Below are 15,891 nucleotides of genomic sequence, written 5' to 3'. Positions count from 1 at the left end.
GGAGGCTTCCTGGTCACCGCCGAACTGCCGCTGCGCACCGGCGCCCGCGACGAGGGCCCCGAGGCCGTCACCGCCGCCGACCTCGCCCGCGCCGCCCAGGCCGCGCGCACCGCCCGCACCGATCGCCCCGAACCAGCCGAAGGACAGGACCGCACCGCCCGAGCGGACGCCGCGGTCCGAGAGGACAGGGACCACGCATGACCATCCGGGTACTGCTCGCCGACGACCAGGCCCTCCTGCGCGGCGCCTTCCGCATGCTGATCGACGCGGAGGAGGACATGGAGGTGGTCGGCGAGGCCGCCGACGGCCGGGAGGCCGTCGCGCTCGCCCGGGCCACCAGGCCCGACGTGGTGCTGATGGACATCCGGATGCCCGGCGCCGACGGCCTCGGCGCCACCGCCGAGATCTGCGGCGACGCGGAGCTGTCCGGCACCCGGGTGCTCATCCTCACCACGTTCGAGATCGACGAGTACGTGGCCCAGGCGCTGCGCGCGGGCGCCGGGGGCTTCCTCGGCAAGGGGGCCGACCCGAAGGAGCTGCTCGCCGCCGTCCGCACCGTCGCGGCGGGCGACGCACTGCTCTCGCCCGCCGCCACCCGGGCCGTGATCGACCAGCTCCTGGCCCAGCCCGAACCGGCGTCCGGCGCCCTCACGAGCGAGCGGCTGGCCGTCCTCACCGCCCGGGAGCGCGAGGTGATGTCGATGGCCGCCACCGGCCTCACCAACGAGGAGATCGCCGAGCGGATGTTCGTCAGTCCCTTCACCGTCCGCACCCACGTCCACCGGGCGATGTCCAAGCTCGACGCCCGCGACCGGGCCCAGCTCGTCGCCATCGCCTACCAGACCGGCCTGGTCCCGCCCGGCCGCCCGCTCTGAGCGCTCCCCGGGTGCGGCGGGGTCGGTCCTGAGGCCGCGCTCCGCTCCCGGGCGTGCCCGTAGCGGTCCGGCGGGTGCCCCATCAGGTGCTCCACCCACGTGCGTTCGACGCCCCGCGGTGATGGCCCGGGCTGTCCGCTCCGCTTCCAGGTGGTCCGGACCACCACGCGGAATCCGGCGGCGGCGTGGGACGTCGGCCCGGCCGGCGTCCCACCCGAGTGCCGTCAGGGCTTGCGGGCCACCGCGCCGTACATGCTGACCCGGTCGGCACCGTGGGCGGGGGTGGTCTCGGGGCGCCAGAGGGGGACGGTGGTCACGCCGGGGTCGAGGAGGTCGAGCCCGTCGAAGAAGGCCAGGACCTCCTCGCGGGAGCGGCCGACGAGCGGCGCGGTGGCCTTGTCGTAGACGCCGGTGACGCGGTCGCGGATCTCGGACGGGATGAAGTCGGCGGTGCCGTGCGAGAGGACCAGGTGGCTGCCGGAGGGCAGGGCGTCCAGCAGGGTGCCGAGGGCCTGGTACGGCTTGTCCTCGTCCCGCAGGAAGTGGAGGACCGCGGCGAGGACGAGTCCGACCGGGCGGGAGAAGTCGAGCAGTCCCACCGCCCGGACGGCGTCCAGCAGGGCGGCGGGCTCGCGCAGGTCGGCCCGGATGACGGCGGTGCGGCCGGGGCCCGAGCCGGCCATCAGGGCGCGGGCGTGGCTGAGCACGATCGGGTCGTTGTCCACGTAGACGACCCGCGCGCCCGGCCTGGCCGCCTGGGCGATCTCGTGGGTGTTGCCGGCGGTCGGGATGCCGGTGCCGACGTCGAGGAACTGCTCGATGCCGAGGGTGCCGACGCACCGCACCGCGCGGGTCAGGAAACCCCGGTTGGCGCGGGCCGTGGAGCGGAACTCCGGGTTGGCGGCGAGCGCCTTCTCGGCGGCGGCGCGGTCGGCGGGGAAGTTGTCCTTCCCGCCGAGGTAGTAGTCGTACATCCGGGCCGGGTGCGGCACGTCGGGCCGCAGGTCGGCCGGCATCCCGGCCTCGCCGGACTCCCACATGTTCTCGTATCCCACGGCTGCCGTCTCCTCCGCCCAGACACCACTGATGGATCCACTCGCTGTCCTGCTGGCGGCCAGCCTAAAGCCCAGGTCACGGCCTCGGTGCCGGTTGGCCGGGTCACCCCCGTATGTCCCTTTCGTCGGGAGGGCCGGGCCCACCTCCTCACCGCGCGCCCCCGCCGGTGGCGGCGCAGGATGGGAGGCCGGGGCAGTGGAACAGCCGGGGACGGGAGGCGGGGCCATGGGAATCGCAATGGCAGACATCCGCGAGTGGCGCGGCCACGCCGTGGTCGACGACAAGGGCCACCGCATCGGTTCGCTGGAGTCCGTCTACGTGGAGACGGCCAGTGACGAGCCGTTCTTCGCCACCGTGACGGTCGGCTTCGCCGGACGGCGCAGGCTGGTGTTCGTCCCGCTGGACGGGGCGGTGGCCGGGCCGGACTACGTCCGGGTGGTGTACCCCCGCAACCAGGTCAAGCAGGCCCCGGCGATCGGTACCGACGACGTGCTGCCCGCCGAGGACGAGCCTGCCGTCTTCGCGCACTACGAGCTCCCGTACGAGACCGGGGCCGGCGGGGAGCGCCGGCTGGCCCGCCGCTGAGACGATCGGGGCCGCCGGGACCAGCGTGACCAGTAGGACCAGTAGGACCAGCGGGACCGGTGAGACGACCGGGACCGCCAGGCCGGGCACGCCGTTCGCCACCCGGGAATGAATACCCCGCCGGGTACACTTGTCCATCGACAGTCGATGGGAAAGGCGGCCCGACATGCAGGTGGACGAGGAAGCGGTCGGCGCGGTCCTGAACCGGCTGCGTCGCGCGCAGGGCCAGTTGGCCGGAGTGATCGCGATGATCGAGGCGGGCCGGGACTGCAAGGACGTGGTCACCCAGCTCGCCGCCGTCTCGCGCGCCCTCGACCGGGCGGGGTTCAAGATCGTCGCGAGTGGCATGCGCCAGTGCATGGCCGCCGCCGACGAGGGTGCCTCGCCGATGAGCGAGGCCGAGCTGGAGAAGCTCTTCCTCGCGCTGGCCTGACCGGCGCGCAGTCTCGGGAGGATGGTCCGGCGAGGGCCGTGGTGGGCGGATCCACCACGGCCCTCGCCGCGTGCCCACCGAAGTTCCCGCACCGCCCGACACTCCGTCACACGTCGTTCATGCGCAGGTCGCCGGCCTTCGGGTGAATGAGGGCCGCCCGCAGTTGTACAGCCAACTGCGCGCTCCTCCTTCTCCCAGCCTCCGTGACCAGCCGTACCCGGCTCCGGCTTGCCGTCCCCCGACGGACCCGGCCCCGGGCGGCGGACAGGACAACCGTGGCCGCAGGCAGCACCCTGACCCTCACCTCCTCCACCAACCCCACCGAAGGCGACCGGCTCACCTTCCGCTGGACCACCGACGCCCCCGACGCCAAGAACTGGGTCGGCATCTACGACGGCGACCGCCCGCCCGGCAACGGCAGTTCGCTGTTGTGGAAGTACACCGCCAGCGCGTCGGGCGACGTCCAGCTCGACACCTCCGCGCTGACCGGCGGCCCGTACACCGCCTACCTGCTGGCCAAGGACGGCTACGGCATCCTCGCCCGCACCGAGCCGTTCAGCTTCCGCCCCAAGCCCGCCGTCGTCCGCCCGCACGCCGCCGTCGACTCGTTCACCGCCACGCCGGTGGCCCCGGGCTCCGCCGTGACGGTCCGGCTGGGCGGCCTCTGGTCCCGCCCGGCCGGCAACCCGGCCGGCTCCGCCGGCTACCGCAAGGTCAGCGGGCCGGCCTGGGCCTCGGTCAGCGCCGACGGCACGCTCACCGGCACCGCCCCCGCCACCCCCGGCGGGAACCCCGAGCCGGTCGTCGTCGGTGTCAGGGACAGTGCGGGTGCCACCGACATCGTCACCGTCCTGGTCCCGGTGGTGGACCCGGCCGCCCCGCCGCGGCTCAAGGCCGCCAGCTGGAACCTGCACGACGCGGGCGCGGCCCACACCGACGCGCTGGAGAAGCAGCTGCGGGTGGTCCTCGCCCAGGGCCTGGACGTGCTCGCCCTCCAGGAGACCGCGGGGGAGCGGGCCAAGGCCCTGGCCGACGCCCTCGGCTGGTACGCCTACCAGAGCCCGGGCAGCATCGGCATCCTCAGCCGCCACCCGCTCACCGACGTCACCGCGCCGACCGCCGACCTGCCCGCCGCCGCGGCCACCCTCCGGCTGCCCGGCGGCCGCAGCGTCCGCTTCTGGGCCGCCCACCTGGACGAGGCGGGCTACGGCCCGTACGCCGCCCAGGACGGTCGGACCGCCGCCGAGGTGGTCGCCGCCGAGAACGGCTCGCTGCGGCTGAAGCAGGCCAACGCGCTGGCCGCCGCGGTGCGCGCGGACATCGCCCGGCGCACCCCGGTGGTGCTGGCCGGCGCGCTCGCCTCGCCCTCGCACCGGGACTGGACGGCCGCCACAGCCGCCGCCCACCAGGGGATCGGCGCGCTCGCCTGGCCGGTCACCGTGGCCCTCCAGGGCGCCGGACTGACCGACACCTTCCGCGAGGAGAACCGCGACCCGGTCAAGGCCCCCGGCACCACCTGGTCGCCCACCCGCAAGCGGCGCGGCGACCGCCCCGAGCCGCAGGACCGGACCGACTACGTCCAGTACGCGGGCCCGCTGAAGCTGGTCGAGGCGCACACCCTGGTCGCCGACTGGCCGCAGCCCGAGCCCGGTGCCGCCGGCAACGAGTGGCCCTCCGACACCGCCGCCGCGGTCGCCACCTTCCAGCTCTGAGCGCCGCCGGCTCCCGGACTCCCCGGGCTCCCAGCCCCCGGCACTCCACTCCCCGGCTCCCAGACTCCCCGCCCCGAGAGGCCAGTTCGTCATGTCCGAGCTCTCCCGCCGCACCTTCGTCGGCGCCACCGCGGCCGCCGGCGCCACCGCCCTGACCGGCCTGACGGCCACCCAGGCCGCCGCCGCCCCGGGCCCCGCGGCCCCTGCCCCCGCCGCCAAGCCGGGCGCCAAGCTCACCGGCACCGTCAAGGACGTCAGGCACGTCGTCGTCCTGATGCAGGAGAACCGTTCCTTCGACCACTACTTCGGCACCCTGGCCGGCGTCCGCGGCTTCGGCGACAAGCAGGCGCTCCAGTTCCCCGACGGCGCCGACGTGTTCCGCCAGCCCGACGGCCGGCGCAGCGACGGCGGCGTGATGCTGCCGTACCGGATGGACACCGCCAAGTACAACGCGCAGAACGCCGGCGGCCTCCCGCACGACTGGGCCACCGGCCACCAGGCCATCAACAACGGCGCGATGAACAAGTGGATCGCCGCCAAGGGCGAGCGCACCATGGGCTACTTCACCCGGGACGACATCCCCTACCAGTACGCCCTGGCCGACGCGTTCACCGTCTGCGACGCCTACTTCACCTCGCTGGCGGGCCCGACCGACCCCAACCGCCTCTACCTGTGGACCGGCACCTCCGGCCCCGGCCGCGACGGCACCACCGGCCCGTGGATCGACAACACCCCGGTCACCGACAACCCCGTCGCCGACTGGACCACCTACGCCGAGCGCCTGGAGGCGGCCGGCGTCAGCTGGCGCGTCTACCACAACCCCAGCAAGGACGACCGCACCGGCGACTACGACGACAACGCGCTCTCCTACTTCCGGCAGTTCCACGACTTCCCGCACGACGACCCGCGGTACGTCAACGCGATGACCAAGTTCGACCCCACCGACTTCGACCGCCACTGCAAGGACGGCACCCTGCCGACCGTCTCCTGGCTGGTCGCCCCCTACCTGTTCTCCGAGCACCCGGAGGCGGGACCGGCCTACGGCGCGCACTGGGTCGACCAGGCGCTCCAGTCGCTGATGTCCAACCCGGAGGTCTGGCGGCACACCGTCTTCCTGGTGATGTACGACGAGAACGACGGCTACTTCGACCACATGGTCCCGCCCACCCCCGAGCCCGGCACCCCCGAGGAGTTCGCCCAGGGGCGCGCCATCGGCCTCGGAAACCGGGTGCCGCTCTGGGTCATCTCGCCCTGGTCGCGCGGGGGTTGGGTCAACTCCCAGGTGTTCGACCACACGTCGGTGCTACGCCTCATGGAGGTGGTGACCGGGGTGGCCGAGCCCAACATCTCGGCCTGGCGCCGGGCCGTCTGCGGCGACCTCACCAGCTGCTTCGACTTCGCCGCCCCCGACCACTCGGTCCCGGCGCTGCCCGACACCAAGGCCCTGATGGCCAGGGCCGACGCCGGCACCAAGCTGCCCGGCGTCGCGCTGCCGCCGGTCGGCGGCCAGTCGATGCCGGTCCAGGAGCGCGGCGAGCGCCCGCACCGCCCGCTGCCGTACCAGCCCTGGGCCGACGCCGAGGTGGACCGCAGGACCGGCAAGGTCACCTGCACGATGAGCAACGACGGCTCGGTGGCCTTCCCGTACACCGTCTACCCGAACATCCTGCTGCCCTTCGCCGGCACCCCGTACACCGTCGCCCCCGGCGCCACCGCCCGGTACGTCTGGGACGCCGCCGCCACCGACGGCCGCTACGACTTCACCGTGCACGGCCCGGACGGCTTCGTCCGCCGCTTCGCCGGCACCGTGGTCAGGGACGGGCAGGACGGCCAGAACGACATCGGCGTGCCGATCGTCACCGCCGACCTGCGCGGCAACCGCAAGCTCACCCTCCAGGTGGCCAACGACGGGATGACCGACGTCGCCTTCACCGCCGCGCCCAACGACTTCGCGGGCACCGCGCAGACGGTCTGGGTCAAGCCGGGCAAGCAGGCCAACGTGTCCTGGCCGCTGGACAAGCAGGGCCGCTACGACGTCGTCGTGACCGCCCACACCGGTCAGCGCTTCGTCCGGCGCTACGCGGGCTGGGTGCACTGACCCGGCGACGGCCGGGGGCGCCGATCCGGTGACCCCCGGCCGTGGCTCGGCCGCCCCGTCGCGGCCCGCGGCTACCGTCGGGCGCATGCAGAAGATCACCACCTTCCTCTGGTACGACGACCGGGCCGAAGAGGCCGCCGCCTTCTACACCACCCTGTTCCCGGACTCCCGGATCACCGGGACCACCCGCTACGGCGCGACCGGCCCCGGCCCGGCCGGCTCGGTGATGACCGTTCGGTTCGAGCTCGCGGGCCGTGAGTACGTGGCCCTCAACGGCGGCCCCGAGTTCCACTTCACCGAGGCGATCTCGCTCCAGGTGACGTGCGAGGACCAGCGGGAGGTCGACCACCTCTGGGCCGGACTCACCGCAGACGGCGGCGAGGAGGGGCCGTGCGGCTGGCTCAAGGACCGCTACGGCCTCTCCTGGCAGATCACCCCGCGGGTGCTGCTCGACCTGATCGACGACGAGGACCGGGCCAAGGCGAACCGGGTGGTGGCGGCCATGCTGCAGATGCGGAAGATCGAGATCCAGCCGCTGCTCGACGCGGCGAAGGGGTGAGGCCGTGACCGCCCTCGGCCACCGCGGCATCACCTACCTGCGGGCCACCCCCGAGCGGGTCTGGCACGCGCTCACCAACGCCGACGAGTCCGGCCTCTACTGGGGCCACCGCAACGTCTCCACCTGGCTGCCCGGCGCGCCCTGGGAGCACCAGCGGACCGACGGCTCCGGCATCGCCGACGTCATCGGCACCGTCGAGGCCGTCGACCGCCCGCACCGGCTGGTCACCACCTGGGCCGGGCCGCAGGAGGAGCACTCCGGCTGGCCCTCCCGGGTCACCTTCGAGATCCAGGGCTGGCAGGACCTCACCCGGCTCACCGTCACCCACGAGAACCTCGCCGACGAGGCCGGGCGGGCGGACGCCGAACAGGGCTGGTCGGCCGTGCTCGCCAACCTCAAGACCTACCTGGAGACCGGCCACCCGCTGCCGCAGCAGCCCTGGCTGATGCCCTGACGGCGGCGCCGGGAGAAGTGACGCTCCGGAGGCCGGCGCCGGCGCCCGAGGAAGTGGCGCTCCGCGGGATCAGCGCCCGGCCTACGCCGCCGGGCGCTCCGTCTTGACGGTGGGCCGGCCGGCGCGGGCCCGCTCGCCGCGCACCAGCCGGCGCAGCCAGGCGTAGCGGGAGAACCGCTCCCGGTTCGCCACCGAGGCCCGGTCCAGCTCCTCCATCAGCCGCCGGCTGCGGTGCTCCAGGTCCAGCTCGTCCAGGATGCGGTCCACCTCGGCCAGTATCGACCCGTGCAGCTGCCAGGCCTCCGGGTGCTCCCTGACCCTGCGCAGCAGCACCTGGGCGACGTTCTCCCGGCAGGCCCAGGCGGCCGCCAGCTCGGCGGTCAGCCGCTGCTCCGCCTCCTCGGCGTCGCGGCTCACCTGGGTGGTCACCAGCACCGCGAAGCTCACCATCGCGCCGCCGACGTGGGCCAGCAGCTCCTCCAGCCCCACCGCGACGTCCGGCGGGAAGAGCCGCTCCGTGGGCCCGCGCTTCTTGGCCAGGTCGGTCAGCGAGCGGGCCAGCACCCGGATCACCACGACGCAGATCTCCAGGGTGTCCAGTCCGGTGCGCAGCACCAGCCGGGACAGCAGCCCCTCGCTGATCCGCGGGTTGAACCGCAGGCTGTCCTCGGCCTGGCGCAGCGCCGCGTCCACGTCGGCGATCGCCTGGTCCAGCCGGCGGGCCTCGTGCAGCCGTTCGGCGGCCCGGGCGACGGGGGTGGGGCGGCCCAGCTCCTCGGAGATGTCCAGCAGCAGCTGGCGGGCCCGCCGGGCGAGGTCCTCGATCGACTCCCCGGCGGTGTCCACCCAGACCGGCGGTGCGAACACCAGGTTGAACAGCAGGCCGACGGCGGCGCCGATGAGCGTCTCCAGCACCCGGTCCCAGGCCTGCGAGGCGAGTTTGGTCACGCCCAGGATCAGCATCGCGCTGATCGCGACCTCCTGGACGAACTCCTCGACCCGGACGAACCGGCCGACGACCAGCGAGGCCAGGATGATCAGCCCGAGGCTCCACCAGGAGAGCCCGACCACGGCGCTGAAGCCGATCGCGATCAGCACCCCGACCACCACCGAGTTGACCCGGCGGATGCTGGTCTTGAGCGTCGAGTAGACGGTGACCTGGACGACCAGCAGCGCGGTCAGCGGCGCCGTCAGCGGGGCGGGCTCGCTGCTGAGCCGCGTCGCCACCGCGTAGGCGATGGTGGCCGCGACGGTGGCCCGGACGGTCTGGACCACGAACGGTTCTCGGGCGCTGCGGCGGACCAGGTCCGCGAGTGTCTCCGGGAGAAGGGCCATGTCGCCCTTCTTTCCCCGCCACCGCCGTTCACACCGGTCCCGGGGCCGACCGGCACCCGTACGACCGCACCTGGCCTGATCGGGCCTGACCGGGGCCGGGGCGGTGGCGTTGGTCAGCCCTCGCGGTTGAAGCGCAGCTTCCAGGGCGCCAGCGCGGACTCGACCTGCACGCCCATGCTCATCTTCGACGCGCCCTCGATCCGCTCCTCGAAGCGGATCGGCACCTCGCGGATCGTCATGCCCTGTTTGACGACCCGGTAGTTCATCTCGACCTGGAAGGAGTAGCCGTTGCTCCGCACGGTCGGCAGGTCGATGGCGCGCAGGGTGCCGGCCCGCCAGGCCTTGAACCCGGCGGTGGCGTCCTTCACCCCGAGGCTGAGGATCGCGTTGACGTAGAAGTTCGCCCAGGAGGACAGCGCCTTGCGGTGCCAGGGCCACTCCTCGGCGGTCGAGCCGCCGTCGACGTAACGGGAGCCCAGCACCACGGCGGTGTCGTCGGTGAGCAGCGTCTCGACCATCGCGGGTATCGCGGAGGCCGGGTGGGAGAGGTCGGCGTCCATCTGCACCACGATGTCGGCGCCCTCGTCCAGGGCCCTGGCCATGCCGGCCAGGTAGGCGCGGCCGAGGCCGTCCTTCTCGGTGCGGTGCAGCACGCCCACGGTGCCGCCGGAGTCCGCGGCGAGCTTGTCGGCGATCTCACCGGTGCCGTCGGGCGAGCTGTCGTCGACCACCAGCAGGTGCAGGTCGGGCACCGGAAGCTCCGCGAGCAGGCCCGCGAGGACCGGGAGGTTCTCCCGCTCGTTGTACGTGGGGACGACCACAACGACCTTGGGGGAGGCCTCGACCATGTTCTGTTTCCCTTGTGCCTCGCCGGCGGCGCGCTGCCACACCGGTCGGTTGTCCTGGAAGAACCTGCTAGTAGACCGTGCGAGTGTATCCGGGCCCGGGCCTCCCTCCGCCCGGGGGCATCCGGTCGGCGGGGCCGCACCGGGGACGGGACACCCGTTCGACCGCGATGGAGCGGTGTGGGAGGCTACCGCCCGTCCCGAACGACGAGCCGGAGAACTCCTTTGACGATCCGTCGCAACACCGCCCTGACCGTCACCGCGTTGGCCCTCGCCCTGGCCGCGCTCACGGGATGCGGCGCGGACGGCGCCGCCCCGGCGCCCACCGCCGACCGGACGGCCGGCGCCACCGGCACCCCCGCCGAGGCCACCGGCGCGCCCTCCGACGGCAGCGGAGCGCCCGCCGACGCCACCGGCGCCTTCGACCCTGCGGTGGCGGTCGCCCACCACAACCTCGAACCGTACGCCGCGACCTTCGAGATGACCGTCGAGACGGGCGAGGGCGCCGAGAAGGAGGTGGTCACCGTCACCGGCCGGTCGAACCACAACGCCCCGATCGAGGGATCCCGGCTGGAGACCAAGATGGTCCGCGGGTCCGATGTCCTGGTCTGGGACGAGGCGGTGACCATCGGCACCGTCGTCCACCGGCGGGACAAGGCGAAGGGCGAGAGCCGCTGGACGACGGATCAGAAGCCCCCGGCGGACGACGGCACCGGCGGGAAGGACAGCTACGGCTACGCCGAGGTGCTGCTGGACGCCGGGCCCGCCGCCCGCAAGGGCATGGAGACCGAAGCGGGCGTACCGGTGTTCCACCTGGCCGCCCGGCTCTCACCGGACCAGCTGCGCCGTGCGGACCCGACGTACGGGAAGGGGCAGAACCAGGGCGCGGCCGCGGCCGACTGCCACCTGTGGGTGGACCGGCTCGGTCGGCCGGTCCGCAGCGAGCAGTCGACGGTCGTCAACGGCAAGCCGGTCGTGACGAAGGTGCGGGTCTCGGACATCGGCCCCGCGGAGACCTTCACCCCGCCGGCCGCCGGCTGACCCCGGCCCGCTACGCCGGGCCGTAGACGGCCGCGAGGTTGTCCTGCGCCGGCCGGGTGTGGCCGGCCGGGCCGGCGGCGAAGGCCCGCAGGACGTTCTCGGTGACCCGGCGGACCAGGTCCCCGGCGTGCGCGTCGATCCCGTGGTCGGCCCTGCCCCCGCCGGGGCCGCGGGCCTCCAGCGCCTCGACCCAGCGCATCGTCCCGGTGGCGAACACCCCGGCGCCGCTCGGCACGGTGTAGTAGGCGGTGTCGCTGTGGGAGCGGCGGCCGTCGCAGACCACGGGGGAGTGGGCGATCACCTCGATCGGGCGCGGGGTGGGGAAGCCGGTGCTCACCCGGTCGTACTCCACGCCGACCAGGTGCGGGAAGGCCGCCCCGGCTGCGACGCCCGTCCCCTCGAAGGCCCAGTGCCCGGGCGAGGTGACCACGTACGGGGCGTCCACCGGGTAGCCGTCGTAGATGACGCCCAGCAGTGAGCTCTCCGGGTCGGCACCCGGTCCGGCCCGGAAGTCCGTGGTCGCGGGGGCGCCCGCCCGGTGGCCCGGGTCCTGCGCCCAGGCGTCCTTGTAGCAGACCACCGTGCGGTCGGGACCGAGGCCGGTGGGCTCGAACCGGACCCGGCGGAAGCAGCAGTTGGCGCCCAGGACCGCCAGGTTGGTCCCGGCGTCCCGGGCCGCCGCCACGTGGGCGCGCTGCTCGGGCGACCAGTACTCGTCGTGGCCGAGGGACAGCACGGCGCTCGCCCCGGCCAGCAGGCCGGGCTCGCGGGCCACGTCGATGCCGGTGGTGTAGGCGAGCGGCAGGCCGAGCCGCTCGGCGAGGGCGACCAGCGGCGCCTCGTAGACCAGGAACAGCCCGGCGCCGTGGTCGTAGTCGTACGGCCGGTCGAAGACGACCTTCAGCGAGCGGGTGGCCAGGCCGCCGGTCGGACCGTTGTAGAGGCTGTACCCGCCCCACTCGTTGTAGGCCTGCCAGGTCGCCGGGGCGCTCATGATCACGGTCCGGCCCGCGGTGCTCGCCGAGCGGACGGTGAGCGGGACGTAGCGCCGGCCGGAGCCGTCCTCGGCGTCCAGGCGCAGCAGGTAGGCGCCCTCGGGCCAGCCGGCGGTGTCCACCGCGAGGGTGCGCTGCCAGCCGGTCAGCACGGTGCGGGTCTCCTGGTCCACGTGCGGCGCGGCCTGCCTGCCGCCGGGGACGTGCTCGCGGCGCCAGACCAGCCGGGCGCGGGCGCCGTCGTACCAGCCCATCCGGTAGGCGGAGACGGTGAACGCGGTGGCCGGGGTGGAGACGTGCAGGCCGAAGGACTCTCCGGGCAGGACGCTGACCCGGTCGGCGAAGCCCTCGATGGCGCCGTCGGGGCCGGGGTCGGTGATCTCCCAGTCGGGGTTGCCGGGGAGGGTGCGCTCGGCCTTCGGGGCGGCATGCCCGTCCGGGGTGTGGCCGTCCGTGGTCGGGCCGCCGGTGGCGGGCACCCCGGCGCCGGGTCCGGTGGACGGGTGCGGCGCGGGGGCGGCCTCCGGACGGCGGGGGCCGCAGGAGGTGACGGCCGCCGCCATCAGGCCCAGGCCCAGAATCCTCCGCCGGCTCGGCTCCGCCACCGTGACCCCCTGCTTTCCCGGTTCCCCGTCCGTGCCCGCGTGCCCGCATCCGTGCCGGTGCCCGTGGGTGCGCGTCGGTGCGCGCGGACATCCTCGCGTGTTCCGCGAGGTCCGTGCAGGGCGCCGCGCCGCGCCGGGGTGCGGACGCGGCCGGGGCCGGCCGGAGACAGCCGGGGCCGGCCGCGGACGGTCCGTCACCTGAGAGGGCCGTACGGGCGCACCAGGGCGTGTCGGCCCGCGCGGTTGCCGGGGTCCGGCGAACCGGTCCCCTAGCCTGACCAGGCCCGCCGTCCGGCGGCCAGCGGGGGTCCGGAGCGGTGCGCGCCCGGCCGAGTCCTGGACAGGGGTGCACGTGGTTTCGTCGGGTTCGGCCGAACCGGGGGCGGCGCCCTCCTCCCGGCGCGAGCGGTTCCGGGCCTGGCTTCTGGAGGGCCTGGCCGACATGGCCAAGCAGCACCCGGGGCCGCACGCCCAGCCGACGCAGGTGAAGGGCCGGCCCTGGTGGCGGGTGATGTGCCTGACCGGCCTGGACTACTTCTCCACGCTCGGCTACCAGCCCGGCATCGCCGCGCTCGCGGCCGGCCTGGTCTCGCCGCTGGCGACCATCGTGCTGGTCGTCGTCACCCTGCTCGGCGCGCTGCCCGTCTACCGGAGGGTCGCCCAGGAGAGCCCGCACGGCGAGGGCTCGATCGCGATGCTGGAACGGCTGCTGTCGTTCTGGCAGGGCAAGCTCTTCGTGCTCACCCTGCTGGGCTTCGCGGGCACCGACTTCATGATCACCATCACCCTGTCCGCCGCCGACGCCAGCGCGCACCTGGTGGAGAACCCGCACCTGCACAGCGCGCTGGACGGCAAGCAGGTCCTGCTGACCATGATCATGGTCGCCCTGCTCGGCGCGGTCTTCCTCAAGGGCTTCAGCGAGGCGATCGGCCTGGCCGTGGTGCTGGTCGGGGTGTACCTCTCGCTGAACGTCGTGGTGGTGGCGAACGGGCTGTGGAACGTGCTCAAGGCCCCGCACGTGTTCGGCGACTGGACGGACGCGCTGACCGTGGAGCACGGCAACGTGATCGCGATGATCGGCGTCGCCCTGATCGTCTTCCCGAAGCTGGCGCTCGGCCTGTCCGGATTCGAGACCGGCGTCGCCGTGATGCCGCACATCGAGGGCGACCCGGACGACACCGAGGAGAAGCCCACCGGACGGATCCGCGGTGCCCGCAAGCTGCTGACCACCGCCGCCGCGATCATGAGCGTGTTCCTGATCACCACCAGCTTCATCACCACGCTGCTCATTCCGGCCGACCAGTTCAAGGCCGGTGGCCAGGCCAACGGGCGGGCGCTCGCCTACCTCGCCCACGAGCACCTGGGCAGCACCTTCGGCAGCGTCTACGACCTCTCCACGATCGCCATCCTCTGGTTCGCCGGGGCTTCTGCGATGGCCGGGCTGCTCAACCTGATGCCGCGCTACCTGCCCCGCTACGGCATGGCGCCCCACTGGGCCCGCGCGGTGCGGCCGACCGTCATCGTGCTCACCCTGATCGCCTTCCTGGTCACCTGGGTCTTCGACGCCAACGTGGACGCCCAGGGCGGCGCGTACGCGACCGGCGTGCTGGTGCTGATCAGCTCGGCCGCCATCGCCGTCACCATCGCCGCCCACAAGGCCGGACAGCGCCGTTGGCGGGTCGGCTTCGCGGTGATCGCTGCGGTGTTCCTCTACACCACGGCGGTGAACATCGCCGAGCGGCCGGACGGCGTCAAGATCGGGGCCTGCTTCATCGCGGGCATCATGCTGGTCTCCTTCCTCTCCCGGCTTAAGCGCGCCTTCGAACTGCGCGTCACCGACGTGGTGCTGGACGACGTCGCGGAGCGGTTCGTCCGGGACTACACCCACCGGCCGCTGCGGCTGATCGCCAACGAGCCGCACAGCCGGGACCTCGCCGAGTACCGCGACAAGATCCACCAGATCCGGCGGGACAACGACATCCCGGCCGAGGAGGACCTGGTCTTCGTCGAGGTCACGGTGCTCGACCCGTCCGACTTCGAGGCCGAACTGACCGTGCGCGGCGAGGTGCTGCACGGGCGCTACCGGGTGCTGGCACTGGAGAGCTCCAGCGTGCCCAACGCGCTCGCCGCCTTGCTGCTCCAGGTGCGGGACCTGACCGGGCAGCAGCCGCACATCTACTTCGAGTGGACCGAGGGCAACCCCTTCGCCCAGTTCCTGCGGTTCTTCCTGTTCGGACAGGGCGAGATCGCGCCCGTCACCCGCGAGGTACTGCGCGAGGCCGAACCGGACCGCTCGCGCCGCCCGGCCGTGCACGTGGGCTGAGCGGCATGGCGAACCCGCGCCCGGCCGTCCGCCGGTGCCGTCACGGCGGTGCCGTCCGCGAACGGCGTTGCCCCGAAAGGCGGCCGTACACCTCGTCCGCCGTCCGCGTACCTCCCGCCGGGCCCTCCCGCCAGGGCCCGTCCGTCGAGCCTTGGCGGGAGTCCCGCACGTACCTCCGACAGTCCGGCAGCGGCCGGTCAGCGGTTCTGGTGGGACTTGCTCCACGCGGGGGCGACGAAGGCCACCAGGGCGACGGCGAAGCCGACCTGGAGGATGTGGCGGATCCAGTCGATTCCCGAGGTGTGACGGACGCCGATCCAGCCGGAGACGGCGTTGCCGAGCCAGGCCCCGGCGGCGCCGAGGAGCATGGTCAGCCACCAGGGGATCGACTGCGGTCCGCGCAGGATCAGCTTGGCGATCACGCCCAGTACGAAGCCGATGATCAGAATCCACAGGAGCTGGAACATCGCAGTCCACCTTCCGGGCGCCACCGGGGCCGACGGCCCGGTGCGCCGAATCGCCGAAGACGCGGTTCGTCCCATGATCACCCGGATCCGGCGATCGGGCACGTCGGGCGGTGAACGCGCAGGTCAGCGGTGTGCCGCAAGGCCTGACGGCGGTGCACGACCGGTGGCGCCGGAGCCTCAAGGGGTCGAGGGTCGGTGGATCAGAGGGGGCAGGGCCTCAGGGGCCAGGGCCTCCGCGACGGCCTCGCGGACGTCCGGGTCCGGATCGTCCGCCAGGGCGGTCAGCAGTTCGGCGACGCCCGGCGTGGACCAGCGGCCGACCGTCAGGACCAGGTCCTCCCGCACCTCCGGGTCGGGGTGGGCGGCCAGGCGGGCGAGGTGGTCCACCGGGCCGCGCCGGCCGCGCCGGAGCACCCTGAGCCAGTACAGCGCGGCGCGCAGTTCGGCCGGATCACCCGGATCGCCGGCCGCCGCGATCCGGGCGAGCAGTACGGCGGCGGGCGGTGGC

At 73.7% G+C, this 15,891-nt stretch carries 16 protein-coding genes; 10 read left to right on the top strand and 6 right to left on the bottom strand.

The annotated features are described in order from the left end of the window. Positions 1 to 201, top strand: a 201-nt coding sequence (locus BU198_RS36130; protein ID WP_411293275.1) for a hypothetical protein, incomplete at its 5' end; no start/stop codon positions are given. After that, complete coding sequence (locus BU198_RS36125; RefSeq protein WP_188301033.1) at positions 198 to 875, top strand: response regulator transcription factor; 678 nt, start codon at positions 198 to 200, stop codon at positions 873 to 875. The genes BU198_RS36130 and BU198_RS36125, both read left to right, overlap by 4 nt. 224 nt (positions 876 to 1,099) lie before the next feature. On the opposite strand, the gene BU198_RS36120 is transcribed toward BU198_RS36125, so the two are convergent. Next, positions 1,100 to 1,930, bottom strand: a complete 831-nt coding sequence (locus tag BU198_RS36120) for an SAM-dependent methyltransferase (RefSeq protein WP_317620469.1) — start codon at positions 1,928 to 1,930, stop codon at positions 1,100 to 1,102. 226 nt (positions 1,931 to 2,156) lie between these two features. Between BU198_RS36120 and BU198_RS36115 the strand changes: the two genes are divergently transcribed. The 6 genes from BU198_RS36115 (at position 2,157) to BU198_RS36090 (ending at position 7,772) form a co-directional block, all read left to right on the top strand. Then, positions 2,157 to 2,516, top strand: coding sequence for a PRC-barrel domain-containing protein (locus BU198_RS36115; RefSeq protein ID WP_188301032.1), 360 nt, complete (start codon positions 2,157 to 2,159; stop codon positions 2,514 to 2,516). 166 nt (positions 2,517 to 2,682) lie between these two features. Continuing rightward, positions 2,683 to 2,949 (top strand): metal-sensitive transcriptional regulator, encoded by a 267-nt coding sequence (locus tag BU198_RS36110; protein ID WP_188301031.1) that lies wholly within the window; start codon positions 2,683 to 2,685, stop codon positions 2,947 to 2,949. 275 nt (positions 2,950 to 3,224) lie between these two features. Continuing rightward, the gene (locus tag BU198_RS36105) at positions 3,225 to 4,661 is read left to right on the top strand and encodes an endonuclease/exonuclease/phosphatase family protein (protein WP_188301030.1); all 1,437 of its coding nucleotides are present in this window, start codon (positions 3,225 to 3,227) and stop codon (positions 4,659 to 4,661) included. Positions 4,662 to 4,752: 91 nt separating this feature from the next. Continuing rightward, a complete protein-coding gene (locus BU198_RS36100; RefSeq protein WP_188301029.1) occupies positions 4,753 to 6,759 on the top strand; it encodes a phosphocholine-specific phospholipase C in 2,007 nt (668 codons plus the stop codon). A gap of 85 nt (positions 6,760 to 6,844) precedes the next feature. Continuing rightward, the gene (locus tag BU198_RS36095) at positions 6,845 to 7,318 is read left to right on the top strand and encodes a VOC family protein (protein ID WP_188301028.1); all 474 of its coding nucleotides are present in this window, start codon (positions 6,845 to 6,847) and stop codon (positions 7,316 to 7,318) included. Positions 7,319 to 7,322: 4 nt separating this feature from the next. Next, on the top strand, positions 7,323 to 7,772 hold the full coding sequence (locus BU198_RS36090; protein WP_188301027.1) for an SRPBCC domain-containing protein: 450 nt from the start codon (positions 7,323 to 7,325) through the stop codon (positions 7,770 to 7,772). An 81-nt stretch (positions 7,773 to 7,853) separates the two neighbouring features. Here the strand turns inward: BU198_RS36090 and BU198_RS36085 are convergent, their stop codons facing one another. Together BU198_RS36085 and BU198_RS36080 are read right to left on the bottom strand one after the other, a co-directional pair. Beyond that, complete coding sequence (locus tag BU198_RS36085) at positions 7,854 to 9,107, bottom strand: FUSC family protein (protein WP_188301026.1); 1,254 nt, start codon at positions 9,105 to 9,107, stop codon at positions 7,854 to 7,856. Positions 9,108 to 9,220: 113 nt separating this feature from the next. Then, positions 9,221 to 9,955 carry a polyprenol monophosphomannose synthase gene (locus BU198_RS36080; protein WP_188301025.1) on the bottom strand — a complete coding sequence of 245 codons (735 nt, stop codon included), beginning with the start codon at positions 9,953 to 9,955 and terminating at the stop codon, positions 9,221 to 9,223. A gap of 222 nt (positions 9,956 to 10,177) precedes the next feature. On the opposite strand from BU198_RS36080, the gene BU198_RS36075 reads away from it, so the two are divergent. Next, a complete protein-coding gene (locus tag BU198_RS36075) occupies positions 10,178 to 10,993 on the top strand; it encodes a hypothetical protein (RefSeq protein WP_188301024.1) in 816 nt (271 codons plus the stop codon). 10 nt (positions 10,994 to 11,003) lie between these two features. On the opposite strand, the gene BU198_RS36070 is transcribed toward BU198_RS36075, so the two are convergent. Next, a complete protein-coding gene (locus BU198_RS36070) occupies positions 11,004 to 12,593 on the bottom strand; it encodes a N,N-dimethylformamidase beta subunit family domain-containing protein (protein WP_317620468.1) in 1,590 nt (529 codons plus the stop codon). 442 nt (positions 12,594 to 13,035) lie between these two features. On the opposite strand from BU198_RS36070, the gene BU198_RS36065 reads away from it, so the two are divergent. Continuing rightward, positions 13,036 to 14,916, top strand: coding sequence for an amino acid transporter (locus BU198_RS36065; protein WP_223245404.1), 1,881 nt, complete (start codon positions 13,036 to 13,038; stop codon positions 14,914 to 14,916). A 197-nt stretch (positions 14,917 to 15,113) separates the two neighbouring features. Here BU198_RS36065 and BU198_RS36060 read toward each other — a convergent pair whose 3' ends face one another. Beyond that, positions 15,114 to 15,383, bottom strand: a complete 270-nt coding sequence (locus tag BU198_RS36060; RefSeq protein WP_188301022.1) for a GlsB/YeaQ/YmgE family stress response membrane protein — start codon at positions 15,381 to 15,383, stop codon at positions 15,114 to 15,116. 177 nt (positions 15,384 to 15,560) lie between these two features. Then, positions 15,561 to 15,891 (bottom strand): HEAT repeat domain-containing protein (locus tag BU198_RS36055; protein WP_188301021.1); only part of this gene is annotated, 331 nt, incomplete at its 5' end.

It is taken from the genome of Streptomyces sp. CBMA156 (assembly GCF_014596515.1).
Lineage (GTDB): Bacteria > Actinomycetota > Actinomycetes > Streptomycetales > Streptomycetaceae > Kitasatospora.
The sequence above is the reverse complement of the archived record's forward strand: the minus strand, read 5'-3'. Positions and strand labels throughout refer to the sequence as shown.